13 protein-coding genes are annotated in these 17,192 nt (G+C 72.8%); 9 read left to right on the top strand and 4 right to left on the bottom strand.

Going from position 1 to position 17,192, the window contains the following annotated elements; translation table 11 throughout:
• Positions 1-670: 670 nt before the first annotated feature.
• The 5 genes from WMF14_RS34100 (at position 671) to WMF14_RS34080 (ending at position 8,362) form a co-directional block, all read left to right on the top strand.
• On the top strand, positions 671-1,888 hold the full coding sequence (locus tag WMF14_RS34100) for a type II secretion system F family protein (protein ID WP_272095207.1): 1,218 nt from the start codon (positions 671-673) through the stop codon (positions 1,886-1,888).
• Entirely contained in the window at positions 1,888-3,351 is a 1,464-nt protein-coding gene (locus tag WMF14_RS34095; RefSeq protein ID WP_437793009.1) for a sensor histidine kinase, read from the top strand. The genes WMF14_RS34100 and WMF14_RS34095 overlap by 1 nt, the downstream gene beginning before the upstream one ends.
• 389 nt (positions 3,352-3,740) lie before the next feature.
• Positions 3,741-4,334, top strand: a complete 594-nt coding sequence (locus WMF14_RS34090) for an MlaC/ttg2D family ABC transporter substrate-binding protein (RefSeq protein ID WP_437793008.1) — start codon at positions 3,741-3,743, stop codon at positions 4,332-4,334.
• Between the two features lie 78 nt (positions 4,335-4,412).
• Complete coding sequence (locus tag WMF14_RS34085; protein ID WP_437793006.1) at positions 4,413-6,971, top strand: tetratricopeptide repeat protein; 2,559 nt, start codon at positions 4,413-4,415, stop codon at positions 6,969-6,971.
• Between the two features lie 110 nt (positions 6,972-7,081).
• Positions 7,082-8,362 carry an aspartate kinase gene (locus WMF14_RS34080; protein WP_437793004.1) on the top strand — a complete coding sequence of 427 codons (1,281 nt, stop codon included), beginning with the start codon at positions 7,082-7,084 and terminating at the stop codon, positions 8,360-8,362.
• Between the two features lie 71 nt (positions 8,363-8,433).
• Here the strand turns inward: WMF14_RS34080 and WMF14_RS34075 are convergent, their stop codons facing one another.
• A complete protein-coding gene (locus tag WMF14_RS34075) occupies positions 8,434-10,131 on the bottom strand; it encodes a hypothetical protein (protein WP_437793003.1) in 1,698 nt (565 codons plus the stop codon).
• A gap of 371 nt (positions 10,132-10,502) precedes the next feature.
• On the opposite strand from WMF14_RS34075, the gene WMF14_RS34070 reads away from it, so the two are divergent.
• The 4 genes from WMF14_RS34070 to WMF14_RS34055 all read left to right on the top strand — a co-directional run bounded on the left by WMF14_RS34070 (position 10,503) and on the right by WMF14_RS34055 (position 12,747).
• Positions 10,503-10,841, top strand: coding sequence for a DUF4911 domain-containing protein (locus WMF14_RS34070; RefSeq protein ID WP_437793002.1), 339 nt, complete (start codon positions 10,503-10,505; stop codon positions 10,839-10,841).
• A gap of 7 nt (positions 10,842-10,848) precedes the next feature.
• Positions 10,849-11,571 (top strand): hypothetical protein, encoded by a 723-nt coding sequence (locus WMF14_RS34065; protein ID WP_437793001.1) that lies wholly within the window; start codon positions 10,849-10,851, stop codon positions 11,569-11,571.
• The gene (locus WMF14_RS34060) at positions 11,568-12,131 is read left to right on the top strand and encodes a TlpA family protein disulfide reductase (RefSeq protein WP_437793000.1); all 564 of its coding nucleotides are present in this window, start codon (positions 11,568-11,570) and stop codon (positions 12,129-12,131) included. The genes WMF14_RS34065 and WMF14_RS34060 overlap by 4 nt, the downstream gene beginning before the upstream one ends.
• A 226-nt stretch (positions 12,132-12,357) precedes the next feature.
• On the top strand, positions 12,358-12,747 hold the full coding sequence (locus tag WMF14_RS34055; protein WP_437324191.1) for a VOC family protein: 390 nt from the start codon (positions 12,358-12,360) through the stop codon (positions 12,745-12,747).
• Between the two features lie 95 nt (positions 12,748-12,842).
• On the opposite strand, the gene WMF14_RS34050 is transcribed toward WMF14_RS34055, so the two are convergent.
• From WMF14_RS34050 to WMF14_RS34040, 3 genes are all read right to left on the bottom strand, one after another.
• On the bottom strand, positions 12,843-13,685 hold the full coding sequence (locus tag WMF14_RS34050; protein WP_437792999.1) for an SHOCT domain-containing protein: 843 nt from the start codon (positions 13,683-13,685) through the stop codon (positions 12,843-12,845).
• An 84-nt stretch (positions 13,686-13,769) separates the two neighbouring features.
• Positions 13,770-15,047 (bottom strand): aminotransferase class I/II-fold pyridoxal phosphate-dependent enzyme, encoded by a 1,278-nt coding sequence (locus WMF14_RS34045; protein ID WP_437324189.1) that lies wholly within the window; start codon positions 15,045-15,047, stop codon positions 13,770-13,772.
• Positions 15,048-15,212: 165 nt separating this feature from the next.
• A complete protein-coding gene (locus WMF14_RS34040) occupies positions 15,213-17,168 on the bottom strand; it encodes a 2-hydroxyglutaryl-CoA dehydratase (protein ID WP_437792998.1) in 1,956 nt (651 codons plus the stop codon).
• Between the last annotated feature and the right edge of the window lie 24 nt (positions 17,169-17,192).

Here is a 17,192-nt window from a genome sequence, read left to right as displayed (position 1 = left end):
GCGGCACCCCTCGTGTCCAGATGGCCCATCATCCCGTCCAGATGGCACATCCTCATGTCCTGATGACCCACCCCCTGTCCAGATGGCACACCCTCATGTCTTGATGACCCACCCCCCTGTCCAAATGGCACACCCTCGTGTCCGTGTGTGAGCCCCGGCGATCCGGGCCCATGTCTCAGGGCCACCCGCTCTGATGGAAGCGCGAGGGCTGGATCGAGGTGAGCGCCGGCGGGGGTCTCCGCGCGGCGGGGGCGGGTGGGCGCGGCGAGCACCGACCGAGGTGCCATCCGGTCTCAGTGGGCGCGGCGTCTCTGGCGCGCCTTGTGTGGCGCGCGACGAAACGTTCCAGGTGGCAGGGCCCGAAGGGAGACATGCCGGGCGGTGTTCTCAGCGCAAGCTCTCCCGCTCCGGTCTTGGCGGATGGCCGAGCGCCCGCCCGCCCCCGCCGCGCGGAGACCCCCGCCGGCGCGTGCCGCTCGGCGCGGCGCCCTCTCCCTTCTTCTCTTTCCCCCCTCCCTTCCCCGTCGCGTCGCCCCGCCCACCGGATCAGAGAACGCCCCACCGTCTTTGACCCTGGACCGCCTGGAACTTTATCCTGGCCTCCCCGAGGCGGGGCCGCCCCGGCGCGTCGGCTCGCCCGTCGTGGACCAGGGAGAAGACCGGGAGCACTATGGCGGAGTTCGTTTGGGAGGCGCGCGGCCGCACCGGAGAGATCCGGAAGGGCACCATGGAGGCCGAGAACGAGGCGGCGGTGCAGAACCGCCTCCGCGCTCAGCAGCTCAACCCCACCCGAGTCAAGAAGAAGGGGGCGCAGTTCAGCCTCAACCTGAACTTCGGCTCGGGCGTCGAGGCGAAGGACCTCGTCAAGTTCATCCGCCAGTTCGCGACGATGATCGACGCGGGCCTCCCGCTGGTCCAGTGCCTCGAGATCCTCTCGAACCAGGAGCCGAACAAGGTCTTCCAGGCGGCGCTGAAGGACATCAAGAACACGGTCGAGCAGGGCGCCACGTTCAGCGACGCGCTCCGGCGCCACCCGAAGATCTTCGACGACCTGTTCGTCAACCTCGTCCAGGCCGGCGAGGTGGGCGGCATCCTCGACAGCATCCTGAACCGGCTCGCGATCTACATCGAGAAGCGCGTGAAGCTCGCGCGCCAGGTGCGCGGCGCGCTCGCGTACCCGATCGCCGTCATCGTGATCATGGTCGTCGTCATGATCGTGCTGATGTCGTTCGTCATCCCGTCGTTCGAGACGATGTTCGCGGAGTTCGGCGCGAAGGACGCGCTCCCGCAGCTCACGAAGATCGTCATCGCGGTCTCGAAGACGTTCGTCACCTACCTCCCGCTCATCGTCGTCCTGACCGCGGCCGCGGCCTTCGGCGCGACCTACTTCTACCGCTCGCCGGCCGGCAAGCGGATGGTGCACCGCCTCATCCTCAGGCTCCCCATCATCGGCCCGGTCATGCAGAAGATCGCCGTCGCGCGGTTCTCGCGCACGCTCGGCACGCTGCTCGGCTCCGGCGTGCCGATCCTCGACGCGCTCGACATCGTCGCGAAGACGGCCGGCAACGTCGTCGTGGAGGAGGGCCTCATGTACTCCCGCCAGAAGATCTCCGAAGGGAAGAACATGGCCGAGCCGCTCGGCGAGATGAACGTCTTCCCTGGCATGGTCGTGCAGATGGTCGCGGTCGGCGAGCAGACCGGCGCCCTCGACACCATGCTCAACAAGATCGCCGACTTCTATGAAGAGGAGGTCGACGTCGCCGTCGCCGCGCTGACGTCGCTGCTCGAGCCGCTCCTCATGGTGATCGTCGGCGGCATGGTGGGCGTCGTGCTCATCTCGATGTACCTGCCGATCTTCGATCTCGCCGGCAAGATCAAGGCGGAGTGATGTCGCCCGCGGCCTCCCCGGCGAGCCCGGGCGCCGAGGCCGGGGCGCCGCGAGATCACGCCGAGGCCGGGCCGTCGCGCGACGCCCGCCTCTCGACGCCGGCGATGCTGCTCCCGTCCGGCGCTCCCGCCAGCGCCGAGGCGCCGCTCGCGAGCCGGCTCACCTGGCTCATCGCGCTGCGCCTCGCGGTGCTCACGGTCTTCCTCGTCGTGACCGCGGCGGTGTACCTCGGCGGCTTCACCCCCGGGAGCTTCTCCAGCAACGTCGCGCTGGTCACGGTCGCCACCGCGTACGGCGTCTCCGGCATCTACGCCGTGTTCCTGCGCATGAACCGCGCCCTCCGGCCGATCGCGCGGGCGCAGCTCGTGACCGATCAGATCACCTGGACCGCGCTCGTGTACATCACCGGCGGCGCCTCGAGCGGCGCGACGTCGCTCTACGGCCTCACCTGCCTCACGGGGGCGATCCTCCTCGGGCTCCCCGGCGCCATCGTCGCCGCGGCGTCGGGGGCGGCGGCGTACCTCGTCCTGTGCGCGGCGCTCGGGCTGCACCTCGTCGGGGTGCCGCCGGACCAGCCCGCCGGGGCGTACGCGACGCAGTGGGGCGAGCTGCGGTACCCCATGTTCGTCAACCTGCTCGCGATCGTGGTGGTCACGCTGCTCGCGAGCTACCTGGCGGAGCGGCTGCGCGCGACGGGCGGCCGGCTCGTGCAGGCCACCGCGCGGGCGGAGCAGGCCGAGCGGCTCGCGGCGCTGGGCCGCCTCGCCGCGGGGCTGGCCCACGAGATCAGGAACCCGCTCGGCTCGATCGCCGGATCCATCGAGCTCCTCCGCACGGGCGGCACGCTCTCCGACGAGGACCGCAAGCTCTGCGAGATCATCGAGCGCGAGACCGCGCGCCTCAACGACCTCGTGGGCGACATGCTCGATCTGTCGCGCCCGCGGGTGCCCACGCTCGAGGGCGTGGACCTCTCGGCGACGGCGCGCGACGTCGTCGTGCTCGCGGGGCGCTCGGGCCGCGGCGTCGACGTCGAGGTCCGCTTCGATGGGCCGTCGTCCGCGCCCGTGACCGCCGACGCAGCCCAGATGCGCCAGGTCGTCTGGAACCTCGTGCGGAACGCGATCCAGGCGAGCTCCGCGGGCGCCGTCGTGACCGTGCGCCTCTGGCGCGACGCGAGCGCGTGGCTCCTGGAGATCCGCGACCAGGGGCGAGGCATCCCCGCGGGCGCCCGCGATCGCCTCTTCGACGCGTTCTTCACGACCCGCACGCACGGCATGGGCATCGGCCTGGCCGTTGTGAAGCGGATCCTCGACGACCACGGCTTCGCGATCGAGGTGGACAGCCGCGAGGGCGAGGGCACCGCGTTCCGGGTGAGGATCCCGGATCGGCCATCCGACGCAGGCCACGCCGAGCGCCTCGCCGTCGCCGCGGAGCTCGCCCCACGATCGCGTCCGGCGGGCTGACGCGGAGCTCGCCCCACGATCGCGCCCGCTGCGTCGTCATCGTCACAGGGGACGCGTGGCGCTCCGTTCACGCCTCGCGCCGCCGCCGCGCGCGGCTTCTCCCGAGCGCCCGGCCGAGAGATCGCGGCCGAGCCCGCCTCCGCGCGTGAATAGGCCGCGAAGGCCGCCGTCTGCCCCTGGGAAGCGGGCCAGTGCAGGCGGATTGCTGTCTCTTTTCGCGGTGTTCATGGAGAGCAGGGATGCGACGTCGCCGGGCCACCGGGGCCTGCGTCCGACCTGGCAGGCCGTTTGCCATGCCGTTTGCCGAAGGACAGGGTGAGCAGTAGAAGCGTCCCGAGGCGCGCTCGCGGCCCGCAGGCATAGAAGGAGAACCATACGTGACACGTAGGATGAACCATCTCTTCGCGGCGGCGTTCTCGCTGCTCGCGCTCACGCTCGGCCCGGTGGGCCTCGCCAGCGCCGGGCCGGCGACGGACGTCGTCAAGGCCAGGCAGACGGCCCTGTTCGACCTCCTGAAGAAGGGGGGGGTCGAGAACCAGAAGAAGGTGGGCGCGGTCTTCGACGAGATGCTCGATTACTCGGCGCTGGCGGAGGCCTCGCTGGGCGGCGAGTGGGCCGCGCGGACCGACGCCGAGAAGAAGCAGTTCAGCGAGCTCCTCAAGCAGCTCGTGCGCAAGGCCTACGAGCGCAACCTGAAGAAGACGCTCGACTTCAACGTCGAGTACCTCGGCGAGACCGACAGCAAGGGCGTCATGACGGTCAAGACCAAGGCCGTCTCCAAGAAGGACGCGCGCGAGGAGCCGGTCGAGATCGCCTTCAAGCTCTCCCAGAAGGGGGGCGCCTGGCTCGTGCAGGACATCGTCACCGAGGGCGTGAGCCTGGTGGGGAGCTACCGCGCCCAGTTCACGAAGATCATCAAGAAGGATGGGTTCCCGGCGCTCATCCAGAAAATGAAGGACAAGCTCGCCAAGGGCGACGTCTGACCCGCCCCGCCGCGCCTCGTCCGGCGCGATCGCCGTGAACTCGCCTGAAATGCCGCCGGGTTGATACCCTTGGCGGGTATGGCTGCTGGACAGAGGCGCGGCCGGTCGGCGCGCGCGCTGGGCCTTGCGCCGTCGATCCGCGCGCTCGCGCCCGGCGGCGGCGCGGCCCCGCGCCCGCCCGACGACCGTCCTGTCCTCCGGCTCGCCGTCAGCAAGGGCGCGCTCGCCATCGAGCTCGGGGAGCCGTTCGCGCTCGGTCCGCTCCGCGTCACCGAGCTCGTGGTGCGGCTCGCCGGGATCCGGTTCCCCGTCGACCTCTCCGGCGGCGTGGCGCGCTTCCGGCACCGGCGCGGCCAGCTCGTCCGGCTCTCCGTCGAGGCGCAGGGGACCGAGCTCGCCGGCTGGGCCGCGCCGCGGCTCCGAGGCCTCCTCGGCGACGGCGCGCCGCAGCTCATCATCGCGCCCATCGAGGACGGCGCGCTGGTCGCGCTGCGATCCGGCGAGACGGCGCTCGCGTTCGACGTCGCCGTGGCCCCGGCGGAGCGCGCGCTCAGGCTCCTGCCGGAGCGCGCCCGCGGCATCGGCCTCGCCGCCCCGCCGCACGCGCTCGCGCTCCAGGCGCTGTCGATGATGGCGGGCGCGCACGGGCGCCTCGTCGAGGGCGCGATCGTTCTGGACGCCGCGGTCGAGCGGATCGTCCGCCTGCTCCTGCCCGCGGCGGGCGCGAGGGCGCCCGCGGTGGAGGGGGTGCAGTGGGCCGTGGTCAGCGCGGAGGCCGGCCGCTTCTGCGCCGAGGGCGCGCTGGGCGCGGCGCCTCCCGCGCTTGGCGACCGCGCGATCAGGGCGCTCGAGGTGGCCGAGCTCGCAGGCGCCGCCGACGAGCTCGCGTCCGCGGGCGGGCTCGACGAGGCGCGCCGCGCCTACCTCGCCGCGCTGGAGCGCGCCCCGCGGCACCCCGAGATCTCCTCGCGCCTCGCCTGGCTCGACCTCGTGATCGGCGAGCGCGCCGAGGGGGCCCTCTCGACCGTCGTCGACGCCATGCCCGCCGTGGACGCCGGCCTCCTCGGCGGCGCGCTCCTCGAGGCGGTCGGCGATCGCGACGGCGCGTTCTCCGCGCTCGCCCGCGCCGCGCACGCCGAGCCTTACGGCCCGCTCGCCGCGCTCGCGTGGCTGCGCGCGGCGGCGCTCGCGGACGCTGTCGACGTGCGCCTCGACGCGCTGAACCTCGGCGTCGCGCGCGCGCCCGGGATCGAGGCGCTGCGGTGGGCGCGGCTCGACGCGCGGCTCGACGTCGCGGACGTGCGCGCCGCGCTCGCGGACGCCGAGCACCTCGAGGCCTCCGCGCGCGGCGCCGAGGCGCGCCACGCCGTGTCTCGCAGGGCCGCGGAGGCGTTCCTCGCGCGGGGCGACGTCGCCGACGCGCGGGTGCTCTTCGAGCGGGCGCTGCGCTACGCGCCGGAGAGCCCCGACGTCGTCGCGGGCCTGGCGCGCTCGCTGCGGGCCGCCGGGGAGGGGAGGCGCGCGCTCGACCTCCTCGCCCGGGCGCGCGCCCTCGCCGCGCGCAGCGGCGCGCCCGCGTGCGCGCTCGACCTGGAGCTCGGCCGCGGCCTCGCGGAGATCGCGGGGGATCTGCCGGCGGCGATCGCGCGCGTGCGGGGCGTCCCGCCCGGCGTGCCGGAGGCGCTGGAGGCGCGGCTGCTCGAGGGCCGCTGGTGCGCCGGGCTCGGCGATCTCGGCGGAGCGTCGGTCGCGCTCGGGCGGCTGCGCGACGCGGTGGAGCTCGCCCTCCAGGGCCGCGCCGACGACGCGGGCCCCGCTCGCGCGAGGGGAGCGCCGTTCGGCGACGGCGCCGCCGCCGTCGCGGCCCTGCTCGCCGAGGCCGCCGAGATCGAGGAGCGATCCCGGGGGGATCTCCTCGCGGCGCAGCGCCACCTGGGCCTCGCGCTGCGCCTCCGGCCGCGCGATCCGGGCATCACCGCCGCGTTCCGCCGCGTCTCCGGCGAGATCGCGCGGCCGATCGCGCCTGCCCCGGCGGCGCCCCCTGTCCCGGTCCAGCGGCCCAGCGCGGCCGAGCAGCGGATCGAGGTCCACGTCGCCGCCCCGCGCCGGCGCACGCTCCCGCCCGAGCCCGTGGTGGTCGCCCCGTCGCCGAACAAGCCTCCCCCTGGCCCCCGCGCGCCGGCCGCCCCGCCCAAGGCCGCGCCGCCCAAGACAGCGCCGATCGACCCCGGGATCATCGACGAGATGCCCACGCTCGATGGTACCGACACGTCGACCGACCTGACGGCGCCCATCCCCAGCAGCGTCACGCTGGCGGAGGGGCAGGTGCCGCTGGCCCGCGCGTTCGGCGTTGACGACGAGCTCCTGGCCGAGCGGCTCGCCGATCGGCTCCGCGCAGATCCCGCCGATCAGGCGGTGGCGATGGCGCTCGCCGATGCGCTCGAGCGGCTCGGTCGCGATCTCGATCTCCTCGCCCTGCTCTCAGCGCGGATGGAGGAGGGGGACGACGCCGTCCGCCAGGAGGTCGCGCCGCGGCGGCGCAGCGTGCTCGCGCGGCTCGCCGTGAGGGCGCGGGCCGAGGGGCGCGCCTCGGAGGCGGAGCTCTACGAGATGCTGCTCCAGAGCGAGCTCGCCTGATCGCTCCCTCGCGGCCCGCGCCCTCGCGGCGAGCCGCGCGCTTGGCCCGCGCGCCGCGCCCGTGATAGCCCGAGCTCTTGCGCAGCGCGCGCAGCGCTTGGAGGTGCAGCATGGCCGAGCAGCCGTCGAACCGCGCCCAGCAGGAGGGCTCGCCGTGCGAGCCGGGCGCCTCGCCCGCGAAGGCGGGCCGCCCGATCATCGTGCAGAAGTACGGCGGCTCATCGGTCGCCGACGTCGACAGGATCGGCAAGGTGGCCGAGCGCGTCGTCGCCGCGAAGCGCGCCGGCAACGACGTCGTCGTCGTGGTCAGCGCGATGGGCAAGACGACCGACGGCCTGCTCGCGCTCGCCCGGCAGGCGGCGAGCGCCGCCGCGGATCCTCCCCGGCGCGAGCTCGACATGCTGCTCTCGACCGGCGAGCGCGTCTCGATGGCGCTCCTCTCGATCGCCATCCAGGCGCGGGGCTTCGAGGCGATCTCGTTCACGGGCTCCCAGTCCGGCATCCTCACGAACGATCGCCACTTCGACGCGCGGATCATCGAGGTACGCCCGTTCCGCATCGAGGACGAGCTCGCCCGCGGTCGCATCGTGATCGTCGCCGGCTACCAGGGGATGAGCTACCGCCGTGAGATCACGACGCTCGGCCGCGGGGGCTCCGACACGACGGCCGTCGCGCTCGCGGCGGCGCTCAGCGCCGAGCGCTGCGAGATCTACAGCGACGTCGACGGCGTGTACTCGGCCGACCCGCGGGTCGTCCCGGACGCCCGCCACCTGCCCGAGCTCGACTGCGCGGTCCTCCAGGAGATGGCCGAGTGCGGCGCGAAGGTCGTCTGCGCCCAGGCGGTCGAGTGGGCGCGGCGATCCGGCGTGGCCCTGTACGCGCGGTCGACCTTCGATACCGGCCCCGGCGCGCGGGAGACGGTGGTGCGCCGGTTCGCGCCGGGCTCGGCGCCGAAGGCGCTCGCGGCGCGCGCGATCGTCGCCGAGGGCAACGTCGTCCTCGCGCGGGCTCACGGCGGGCTCCGGCTCGACGAGGTCCTCCGCGCGGCAGGCGAGCTGGGGCTGGGCTTCCGGGATCTCTCCTTCGGTCACGGCGGCGGCGCGCTCGTGATCCCGCTTCTCAACGTGCCCGAGTGGCAGGGGGCCAGGCGAAAGCTCGCCGCGCTGCTGCCGTCGCTCGAGCTCGTCGAGGGGCTCGCGGCGGTCAGCGTCGTCGGCGACGGGCTCTCCGCGACGGCGGAGCCGCTCGCGCGCTTCGTCGAGGTCCTCGGGCGCGCCGGCATCGCGCCGCGGTTCACGGTCGCGGGCCCCCTGCGCCTCGGCGCCCTCGTCGACGCCGCGGACGTCGCGGCCGCGCAGCGCCTGCTGCACGCGTCGTTCGTCGGCGGCTGAGCGCGCCGCCAGCGCTCGGCGAGCGACGCGTGAGCGCGGCGAGCCGGCGCTCGCGAGGCGGAGGACGACCGTCAGTGCTTTCTCTGTCGCGTGAGCGCGACGAGCCCCGCCCAGCACGCGACCCACACGATCTCGCGCGACGCGTCCCAGGCGATCGCCGCAGGTCCGATCGACGCGGCCTCCTCCTCGGGGGCGCCGGGGGGCGTCGCCCCGAGCTCGGCGACGAGCGTCGGGGCGGCGTTCGACGGCACGTGGACGAGCTGCGCCCGACGCTCGCCCTCGCGGGCGACGAGCGCGAGCAGCGGCGAGGCCTTGTGGTCGCCCGCGAAGGCGAGGGCGACGACCATAGCGAGCCCCTCCAGCACGCGGAACGTCTCGCCGCCGTCGCGCGACACGCAGAGGAGCCCGGCGCCGGAGATCGCGATCGAGCGACCGCCGGCCGCCGCTGCGAGCCGGCAGTCGTCGGCCTCGGCCGCGCGCCGCGCCGCCCCGGACAGCGGCACGACCGGCGAGCCTTCGTCGTCGCCGCGGAGCCGCTCGAGCTGCGGTCCCTCGGCCGCGCTCGTGAGCGCCACGATCACCCCCTCGCTCGCGCTCATCCGGAGCACGCCGTCCCGCAGCGCGGGCCCGGGCGTCAGGGAGAGCGCGCCCTTCGACGGCGTCGGCCCGCCGTCGCGGCGGGGCGAGCCCGTGGCCGCGGAGCCGGTCTCCGGCGGCGGGACGACCGCGCCGGCCGCGGGCGACCACAGCGTCTTGCCGGCCAGCACCCACAAGCGCCCCGGCGTCGTCGCGAGCGTCACCGGCGCGCCGCCCGAGCCCCACGCGCCGAGCGGGCTCGCGCTCTTCCCCCGGTCGTCGCTCCGCAGCAGGTTGCCGCGGCGCGTGGCGATGAGGATCGCGCTGTCCGACAGAGCGATAGAGGACGCCGACGTGTCGATGCCGGCGCGGCGCGCGGACAGCGCCCCCGCGTCGACGACGAGCACGGTCCCGCGATCGGCGCCCGCTCGCTCCGCGCGGCGCGGGCGGCCTCCCGATCGCGCGGCGGGCTCGCCCGTCAGCCCGGGCTCTGCGCCGGCGCTGCCCGCGACGACGTAGCCGCCGGTCACCGCGAGCGTGCTGCACGGGACGGCGGCGCCCGCGTCCTCGACGACGACCCAGGGCAGCGCATCCCAGACGGGGGCCTGGTCGTCCGGGAGATCGGGCAGCTCTGCGAGCAGATCTTCGCCCTCGTAGGCGCCGTCCTGGTCCGCGTCGAGCGCCGGCAGCTCCCCCTCGTCCACGTCGTCCGCCGGGTCGTCTCCCGTCCCTTCCGCGCCGCCGTCGTCGCCGTGCGCCCCGCCGTGATCGTCGAGATCGTCCTGCTCGGCGTCGCTCTGCTCGACGGCCTCATCGGACAGCCACGAGCCCGCGTCGGCGTCCGCGATCCCCTCGTGGAGCGCCCCGACATCGACGCCTTCTTCCGCGGGCTCGTCCTCCCCGGTCCCGCTGTCGTCCAGGGCGAGCTCGACGCCGATCTCGAGGTCGCTCGCGTTCGCGTCGTCGAGCCCCTGCTCCGCGTCGTCGAGCGTCTGCAGGAGGTCGTCGAAGCCCTCGTCGCCCCCTTCTTCCTCGTCGTGCCCGAGCGGCGGCAGGTCGACGAGCTTGCCGTCGTTCTCGTCGTTCTCGTCGTGCTCGCGCTCGTCGTCGTCGACGGCGGTCTTCGGCTGCGGCGCCGGGCACGTCTCGCGGCGCTCCTCCATTCGCTCGCTGCAGGCTCGTGAGGCTGACATCGGCGGGAGTGTAGCGCCCCTCGCGGCGCTTTCGCCCCGCGCGGCGATCCTCGTGCGCGCCGTGGGCCCCAGAGCCCGTCCGCCCCGGCTCGCGGCGGCGGCTCTCGTCGACTCTCGTCGGTTCTCGTCTGGTTCGGGCCCGCGGCCCGTCACGCTCCCGATGGCGCCGCCGGCGAGCCGCGGGCGCGGATCATGGAGGGGTGAAGGTGAGCGGCCCGACGATCTCGCTGCGCTTTGGCGGGCTCGAGAACGCCACGGCGCCCGCGGATCGAGGGAGGGACGCGGCATCTTGACGCGGCGAGGAGGCTGGCCATCCCCGCCGGGTGTGCCCGCTGGATCCCTCCGGCGAGCGGTGCTTAGCTCCGCCGTCCATGGGCCGGAACGACAGCAATTCCAGGCGAGTCGCATCCGCGTCTCCGGCCGGCGGGCACCCCTCGGGGGCCGCGGGGCAGCTCGGGCCCGCGCGCGGCCCCCTCTCGATCGCGGATGCGAGCGCCGGGATGCTGGTGCAGCACGTCCTTGTCCATCCAGCGGACGTCGTGTTCGTGAAGAGCATCGTCGAGGCGAGCGACGGCGTCGCGCTCCTGCTCGCGGATCGCGGCGGAGAGCTCACGCTCGCGGCGCCGCTCGGTCGGGGCGACGAGCTCGCCGAGCTCCTGCTCGATCTCGAGCGCGACGTCGGGGCGCGTCGCCGCGACGCGCTGCGCTGAGGGTGGCATGACGGAGCGCCGCGACCCGAGCTCGGTCGATCTCGTCGAGGAGCCCTCGCTGGACGCTGCCGCTCAAGACGGAGCGGCGCAGGGCCTACCCGCGCCGTCGGGCGCGCTGCTCGACCCGCGCATCCTCGCTGCCTGGCGGGAGTGGCTCGCCGCGCTCGCGACCGACGCCGAGGCTGCCATCGCTGCAGCCCACGTGTACGGGGAGCTCGGCCCCGAGGCGCGCGAGGCGTGGCTCGACGTCCTCGCGGAAGACGCGCCCAAGCTGCAGGTCCCTGCGGTGGCGATCTATGCCCCGCTCCTGTCGGTCGAGAGCGACGCCGGGCGCCGCGAGCGGATCGAGGTCGCGATCGGGGAAGGTGAGCGCGCTCCGCGTCCGGCGAGCGGCTTCGCGCTGCGCGGCGTCGCCGCGGGGGGCGATCGCGTGGTGGCGCTCGTGACGCCGCTCTACTTGCGCTTCGTCCGGGTGCTCTGGTGCCGCTATCTCCCCGAGGATGGCATCGCCTGGGCGCGGCACGATCCCATCGTCCGCGCGGAGGACGCGCCGGGTCCGGGGATCCTGCTCGACGGCGCGCAGCTCGAGGCCACGCCGATCAAGCTGGTCATCGAGGAGCTGTGCCATGCCGTCCTGGCGCAGCAGCGCAAGGGCGCCGAGCTCCCACCCTCGCTGCAGCTCTGCGCCGATCTCTTCGACGCGCACCTGGAGGGCGATCCGCTGCCATGAGGCCGCTCGCGCCGGTCTGCACGCCGCTCTTGCTGATCGCGATCGGCTGCGGCGGGGGCGGCGACGCCGTCCGGGAGCCAGCGGCGGGGCCGCCGGTCGCCGCGGCGGCCCCGGCGCCCGGCCCGGTGCGGAGCTTCTCGTACGAGACCCTCGACGGCCGCGAGCTCTCGACCGGGTCGCTCTCGGGCAGGTTCAGCGTGATCGGCTTCGTCGCGACCTACGATGTGGCGTCTCAGGCGGAGGCGCGGTTCCTCGCGGGGCTGTTCCGCGATCACACGCCGCGCGTCAACGCGGCGCTCCTTGTCCTCGAGGCGAGCGAGAACCGGCCGCTCGTCGAGGCATTCGTCGCGGCGCTCAGGCTCCCGTACCCGGTCGCGCTCGCGGACGCCCCGACGATCGCCGGAGAGGGGCCCTTCGCCGGGCTGCACCACGTGCCGAGCGTCGTCGTCCTGGACGCAGGGGGCCGGGAGGTATTCCGGCATGTGGGTCTCATCACCCAGGAAGCGCTCGAGGAGGTCCTCCGCGGCCTCGAGCGCGCGAGCGCGCGGCCCGCGCGGTAAGCCCGGCTGCGTGCCGCCCGCTGAACGTCGCGCCGGGCGGACAAGGGGGGCGACATCCGGGCGGCCGTGGCGCGCAACGCCGAATTCCTGCCGAAGACGGCAATCCGAGGTGGCCTATCGCAATGGCGCGCAGAGCGCTGGATGAGCGTGCCTCGGCACGAGGGAGGAGGAGCAGCAGCCCCATTTCTTCGGCCGGTGCGCGCCCGTTTGGGCGATGATGGCGCGCATGGCGATCGACCACATCGGTTTTCCAGTATCGGATTATGAGCGGAGCAAGGCCTTCTATCAGGCGGCCCTGGCCCCCCTTGGCTACGGGCTCCTGATGGAGATCACGCCCGAGATGACCGGGGGCGCGGGCAGCCACGCCGGCCTGGGGGCCGACGGGAAGCCGGACTTCTGGATCGGCACGGGAACCCCCCTGAAGGGCGGCTTGCATGTCGCCTTTGTCGCGAAGACACGGGCCGACGTCGACGCGTTTTACCGGGCCGCGCTGGCGGCTGGAGGCGTCGACAACGGTCCGCCGGGGCCGCGGCCGCAGTACCACCCGGGCTACTACGGTGCGTTCGTGCGCGATCCTGACGGGCACAACGTCGAAGCGGTCTGTCACGGCGGGTGAGGGATGACGGAGCATGGCGAGCGCTCCTCTCCGGCGCTCGTCCGGTGCTCGCCGCCCGCTCCTCGTCGCCCTCGGCGACCGTCCTCTCCTCGCGCTCAGATCCTGCTGAGGAGCTCTGCCTTCTTTGCAGCGAACTCCTGATCGGTGATGAACCCCTTTTGCCGAAGATCGGCGAGTCGCTCGATGGCGGCGAAGATATCCCCTTCCTGCGCCGGAGCAGGGCGGGGGAGGGCGGCGTCCGCCTGCGCCGGAGCGGGCGCTTGCGCCGGAGCGGGCGGGGCGATCGGCGCCTGCTTCACGGCAAGGTCGCCGGAGATGATTGGCAAGCTCATCACGCTCACCACGCCGTACTGGCTTGTGAACGTCACCGACGACCCTGATCCCTGCTGCTGCGACACGCCGCCGATCTGGTGATCGAGCGTGTCGTAGACGCTGACGCGCCCGTTGACCTCGACGGCCAGGCGCCGCGCGCCGGGGAAGTAGGCATATCGGACGTTGTTCTGCGATCCGCTGGAGCTCGGCACGCCGAGCTCCCCGGGCCACCAGCTGCCCGAGCCCCCTCCCGACCCCGGGACGAACAGGCTGACCGGCGATCCCCCGAAACCTCCACTGCCACCTTGCTGTTGCTGCTGGCCGCCCTGCGATGGATAGCTCGGGGGCGCTGGAACGAACGGCTGGTTGGCCAGCAGACTGGACAGCTCGGAGCACAGGCCATCCACCTTGGCCTTGAGACCGTTGTTGAACATGTCCCCGACCATGGTCATGCCGCCCTGCATCCACTGCCCTCCGCCGCCCAGCTCGGGGTGGTAGAACTGCGCCATGGTTCCATGGCCGTTCACGAGCGCCTGCAACAGCGTCATCACCGCGTCGGTGCTGACGAAATAGCGCTGTGACAGGTCGGAAACTCTCTGCTGACCTTCGACGGTGAGTTGCTGCATGGTGAGGCGCTCCAGGAGGAGGGAGCGCCCACCCTTGCACTGCGGTGCGTCGATCGCAATGCGGGCGAGCGACGATGACGGCGATCAGCCAGCGAGCTTGCGGACGCTCGCGAGCTGGACACAGACCGCGACGACGTCCATGGCGACGCGGATCTGATCCAGCGGCGGCATCGAGGGCGCGACCCGGATGTTGCGGTCGCGAGGATCGCGGCCGTACGGGTACGTCGCGCCGGCGCCGGTCAGCTTCACGCCCGCCTTGTTGGCCAGGCGCACGACCTCCTTCGCGCAGCCGTCGAGGGTGTCGAGGCTGACGAAGTAGCCGCCGCGCGGCGAGGTCCAGCTGGCGATGCCCTTGCCGCCGAGCTCGCGCTCGAACGTGGTCGTCACCGCCTCGAACTTGGGCCGCATGAGCTCGGCGTGCCGCTGCATGTGGCTCAGCAAGCCCTTGTAATCCTTGTAGAACCGCACGTGCCGCAGCTGGTTCACCTTGTCCGGACCGATGGTCTGGATGCCGAGGTGCTTCTTCGCGTCCGCCACGTTCGCGGGGCTGGATGCCATGGCGGCGACGCCGGCGCCGGCGAACGAGATCTTCGACGTGGAGGCGAAGACGAACGGCCGGTTGGGGTGGCCCGCGGACTGGCACGCCGGCACGATGTTCGCGAGCTTGTCGCCCTCGGCGTACAGGTCGTGGACCGCGTAGGCGTTGTCCCAGAAGAGGCGGAAGTCCGGGGCCGCCGTCTTCATGGCAGCGAGCCGGCGCACGACCTCGGGGCTGTACGTGGTGCCGGTGGGGTTGGAGTACTTCGGCACGCTCCACATGCCCTTGATGGCCGCGTCCTCGGCGACGAGCTTCTCGACCTGATCCATGTCCGGCCCGTCGTCGCGCAGGTCGATCGTGATCATCTCGATGCCGTGGTGCTCGCAGATCGCGAAGTGACGATCGTAGCCGGGGCTCGGGCACAGGAACTTCACCTTGGGCTGCTTCGCCCAGGGGCCGCTGCCGTCGGGCACGCCGTGGACGAGCGCGCGGACCACCGCGTCGTGCATCATCGTCAGGCTGCTGTTCCCGCCGACGATGACCTGCTCCGAGGGGACCTCGAGCATCTCGGCGAAGATGGCCTTCATCTCGGGCAGGCCGTCGAGGCCGCCGTAGTTGCGCGTATCCGAGCCGTCCGAGGCGATGAGGTCGCCCGCGCCGGGCAGCGCGAGCATGCCGTTCGCGAGATCGAGCTGCTCGGACGACGGCTTGCCGCGCGTCATGTCGAGCTTGAGGCCGCGGGCTTCAAAGGCAGCGAAACGCGCCTCGAGCTCACGGGTGAGCGAGGCAAGAGCATCGGGAGACAACGAGCGCAGTTCGGTCATGGCGCGCGATATCTAGCAGAATTTCGCGCGTGCGTCGCGGCCGGACGGCGCGCGGCGGGTGGGGCGGTGCGTCGATCGGGCAGAGGCGCGGAGAGGCGCGGAAAGGCGCGAGAGGCCGGGGAGCCGCCGGGCGCAGCTCGCCCGGCGGCGTCCGCCTCGTCCGCCTCACTCCGCGGCGATGGGCTCCACGCTGTTCGCCGCGTGGCTCACGTGGCTCACCTCGGGGTTGTTCTCGAAGTACGCCTTGCCGGCCAGGCGCTTGACCAGCGGGCTGAACCGCTCCGCGGCCTTGCCGCCGACGATGTCGCGGAGCAGCGCGACGTCCTCGCGCGCCCGGGCGAGCGTCTCCGGGTCCGTGAGGAACTCCTTTGCCGCCTTCGCCTTGGCCGGGGCGGCCATCACGGCGTCGCGGAGCGCGCCCGCCGCCGCCTTGGCCTTGCCCATGGCGCGCTCGGCGGCCGTCTGCTTGATGAGCGGCGCCACCTCGTAGACAAGGTTGGCGGCCGAGCCGGCGACGCGATGCGGCGCGTGGTGGAGCGGGCTCGCGTACTTCGGGTTCCTCGCGAGGAACGCGCGCACCTCGGCCTCCGTGACGCCCGCCTCCTCGTAGGCGCGGGTGAGCTCCTGCTCGGCCAGGATGCGCGCCTTGAACATGTACATCTGGATGCGGGAGTAGAAGTTCGTCGCGCCGTCGCCGCTCGTCTCCACCGCGCAGAAGATCGTCCCGGGGTAGCGCGACGTGATCAGCGACTGGACGCCGTCGGAGACGCCCGACGAGGGCATGCAGCCGAACGGCTTCACGCTCACCGTCACGTGCGCCTTCGACTTCACGGCGTTCACGATGAGCTTGCCGACCTCCATGTGCCCCTCGCCGCCGCGGAGGTCGTTCGAGTAGTAGTCCTTCGCCACCTCCGCCACGAGGTCCATGTCCGGAAGGTGGTAGTCGAGCAGGCCGAGCGGCAGCGCGAACGCCTGGAAGCCGACGCGCAGCGCCCCCTCCGCGAGCCGCATCGTCGCGAGGCGCTTCGCCACGCCGAACTCGTCCAGGCCGGCGAGGCCGTAATTGCCCTCGTCGGCGCCGCGCAGGTCGCGCCGCTCGCGGGTGTCTCGGGCGCACTCCCAGATGTTGTAGAGCAGCCACGCCGTCGTGAGCTGGATGTCGTTCTCGCCGCCCTCGCTCTCGAGGAACCTCTGCAGGGCGTAGTTGCCGTCTCCCTCGGTCGTCATCGCCCAGAACTCGCCGATGATCGACGTCTTCGCCTTGGGCCGGAGCTTGTCCACCCGGACGCCCTCGAACTCCTTGCGGGCCTCGTAGAGCGCCTTGAACACGTTCGTCTGCTCGAAGAGCGCCTTGTAGAGGATGCGCTTCGCGCTCTCCATCGCGCGGTTCGTCGCGCCCGGCTCGACCTCGTAAGGCCGGATCCGGTAGCCGAGCGCGTTCAGCGTATCGCCGCAGACGATGGCCTTGATGATCGCGATGAAGAACGCGGGGTTCATCTCGAGTCCGACGTCGTCGCCCGTCGCCTGCGAGAGGCCGCCCGTCTGCTGGAAGAGCATGACCCGGAAGCCGTCGAAGCCGGCGTCGCGGAGCGCCTTCCTGTACTCGGTCACGTACATGCCGAACCGACAGGGCCCGCACGCGCCCGCCGTCAGGAAGACGTAGTTCTTGATGATGTCCTCGGTCGACATCCCCTGCTTGTCGCGCAGGTCGATGAGGTACTTCACGAGGCCGCCGACCGTGAAGTACGTCGGGTTGCACTGGCCGCGGTTGCCGAACTCCTTGCCCGTCTGCAGCCCCGCGTTGTCGCTCATCCCGAAGTAGTGGACGTTGTAGCCGAGGCCCTTCAGCGCGCCCTCGCACAGGAAGTCCTGCGCGGCGGTGAGGCCGCTGATGAGGAGCGTCACGCTGTCGCGCTCCTTCTTGGTCATCTTCGGCTTGAGCATGTTGTCGACCCATTGGCGCCGCTCGGCCTTGAGCCCGAGCCGCTCCCGCTCGGCCTCCTCGAAGGCCCTGAGCTCGGCCTCGATGTCGACGTCGGTCTTGGTGGATCGCGCCTCGCCCACCAGAGGAAGGCGCGTCTTCTGCGTGGTGGTCGTGCTCGTCGTGCTCGTGTGTTGCATGGCGTGGCTTCCCTTCGCTTGGAT

Origin of the sequence: Sorangium sp. So ce693, assembly GCF_051521375.1 — a bacterium.
Taxonomy (GTDB): domain Bacteria; phylum Myxococcota_A; class Polyangia; order Polyangiales; family Polyangiaceae; genus Sorangium; species Sorangium atrum.
This window is presented reverse-complemented; position numbering and strand designations above follow the sequence as displayed.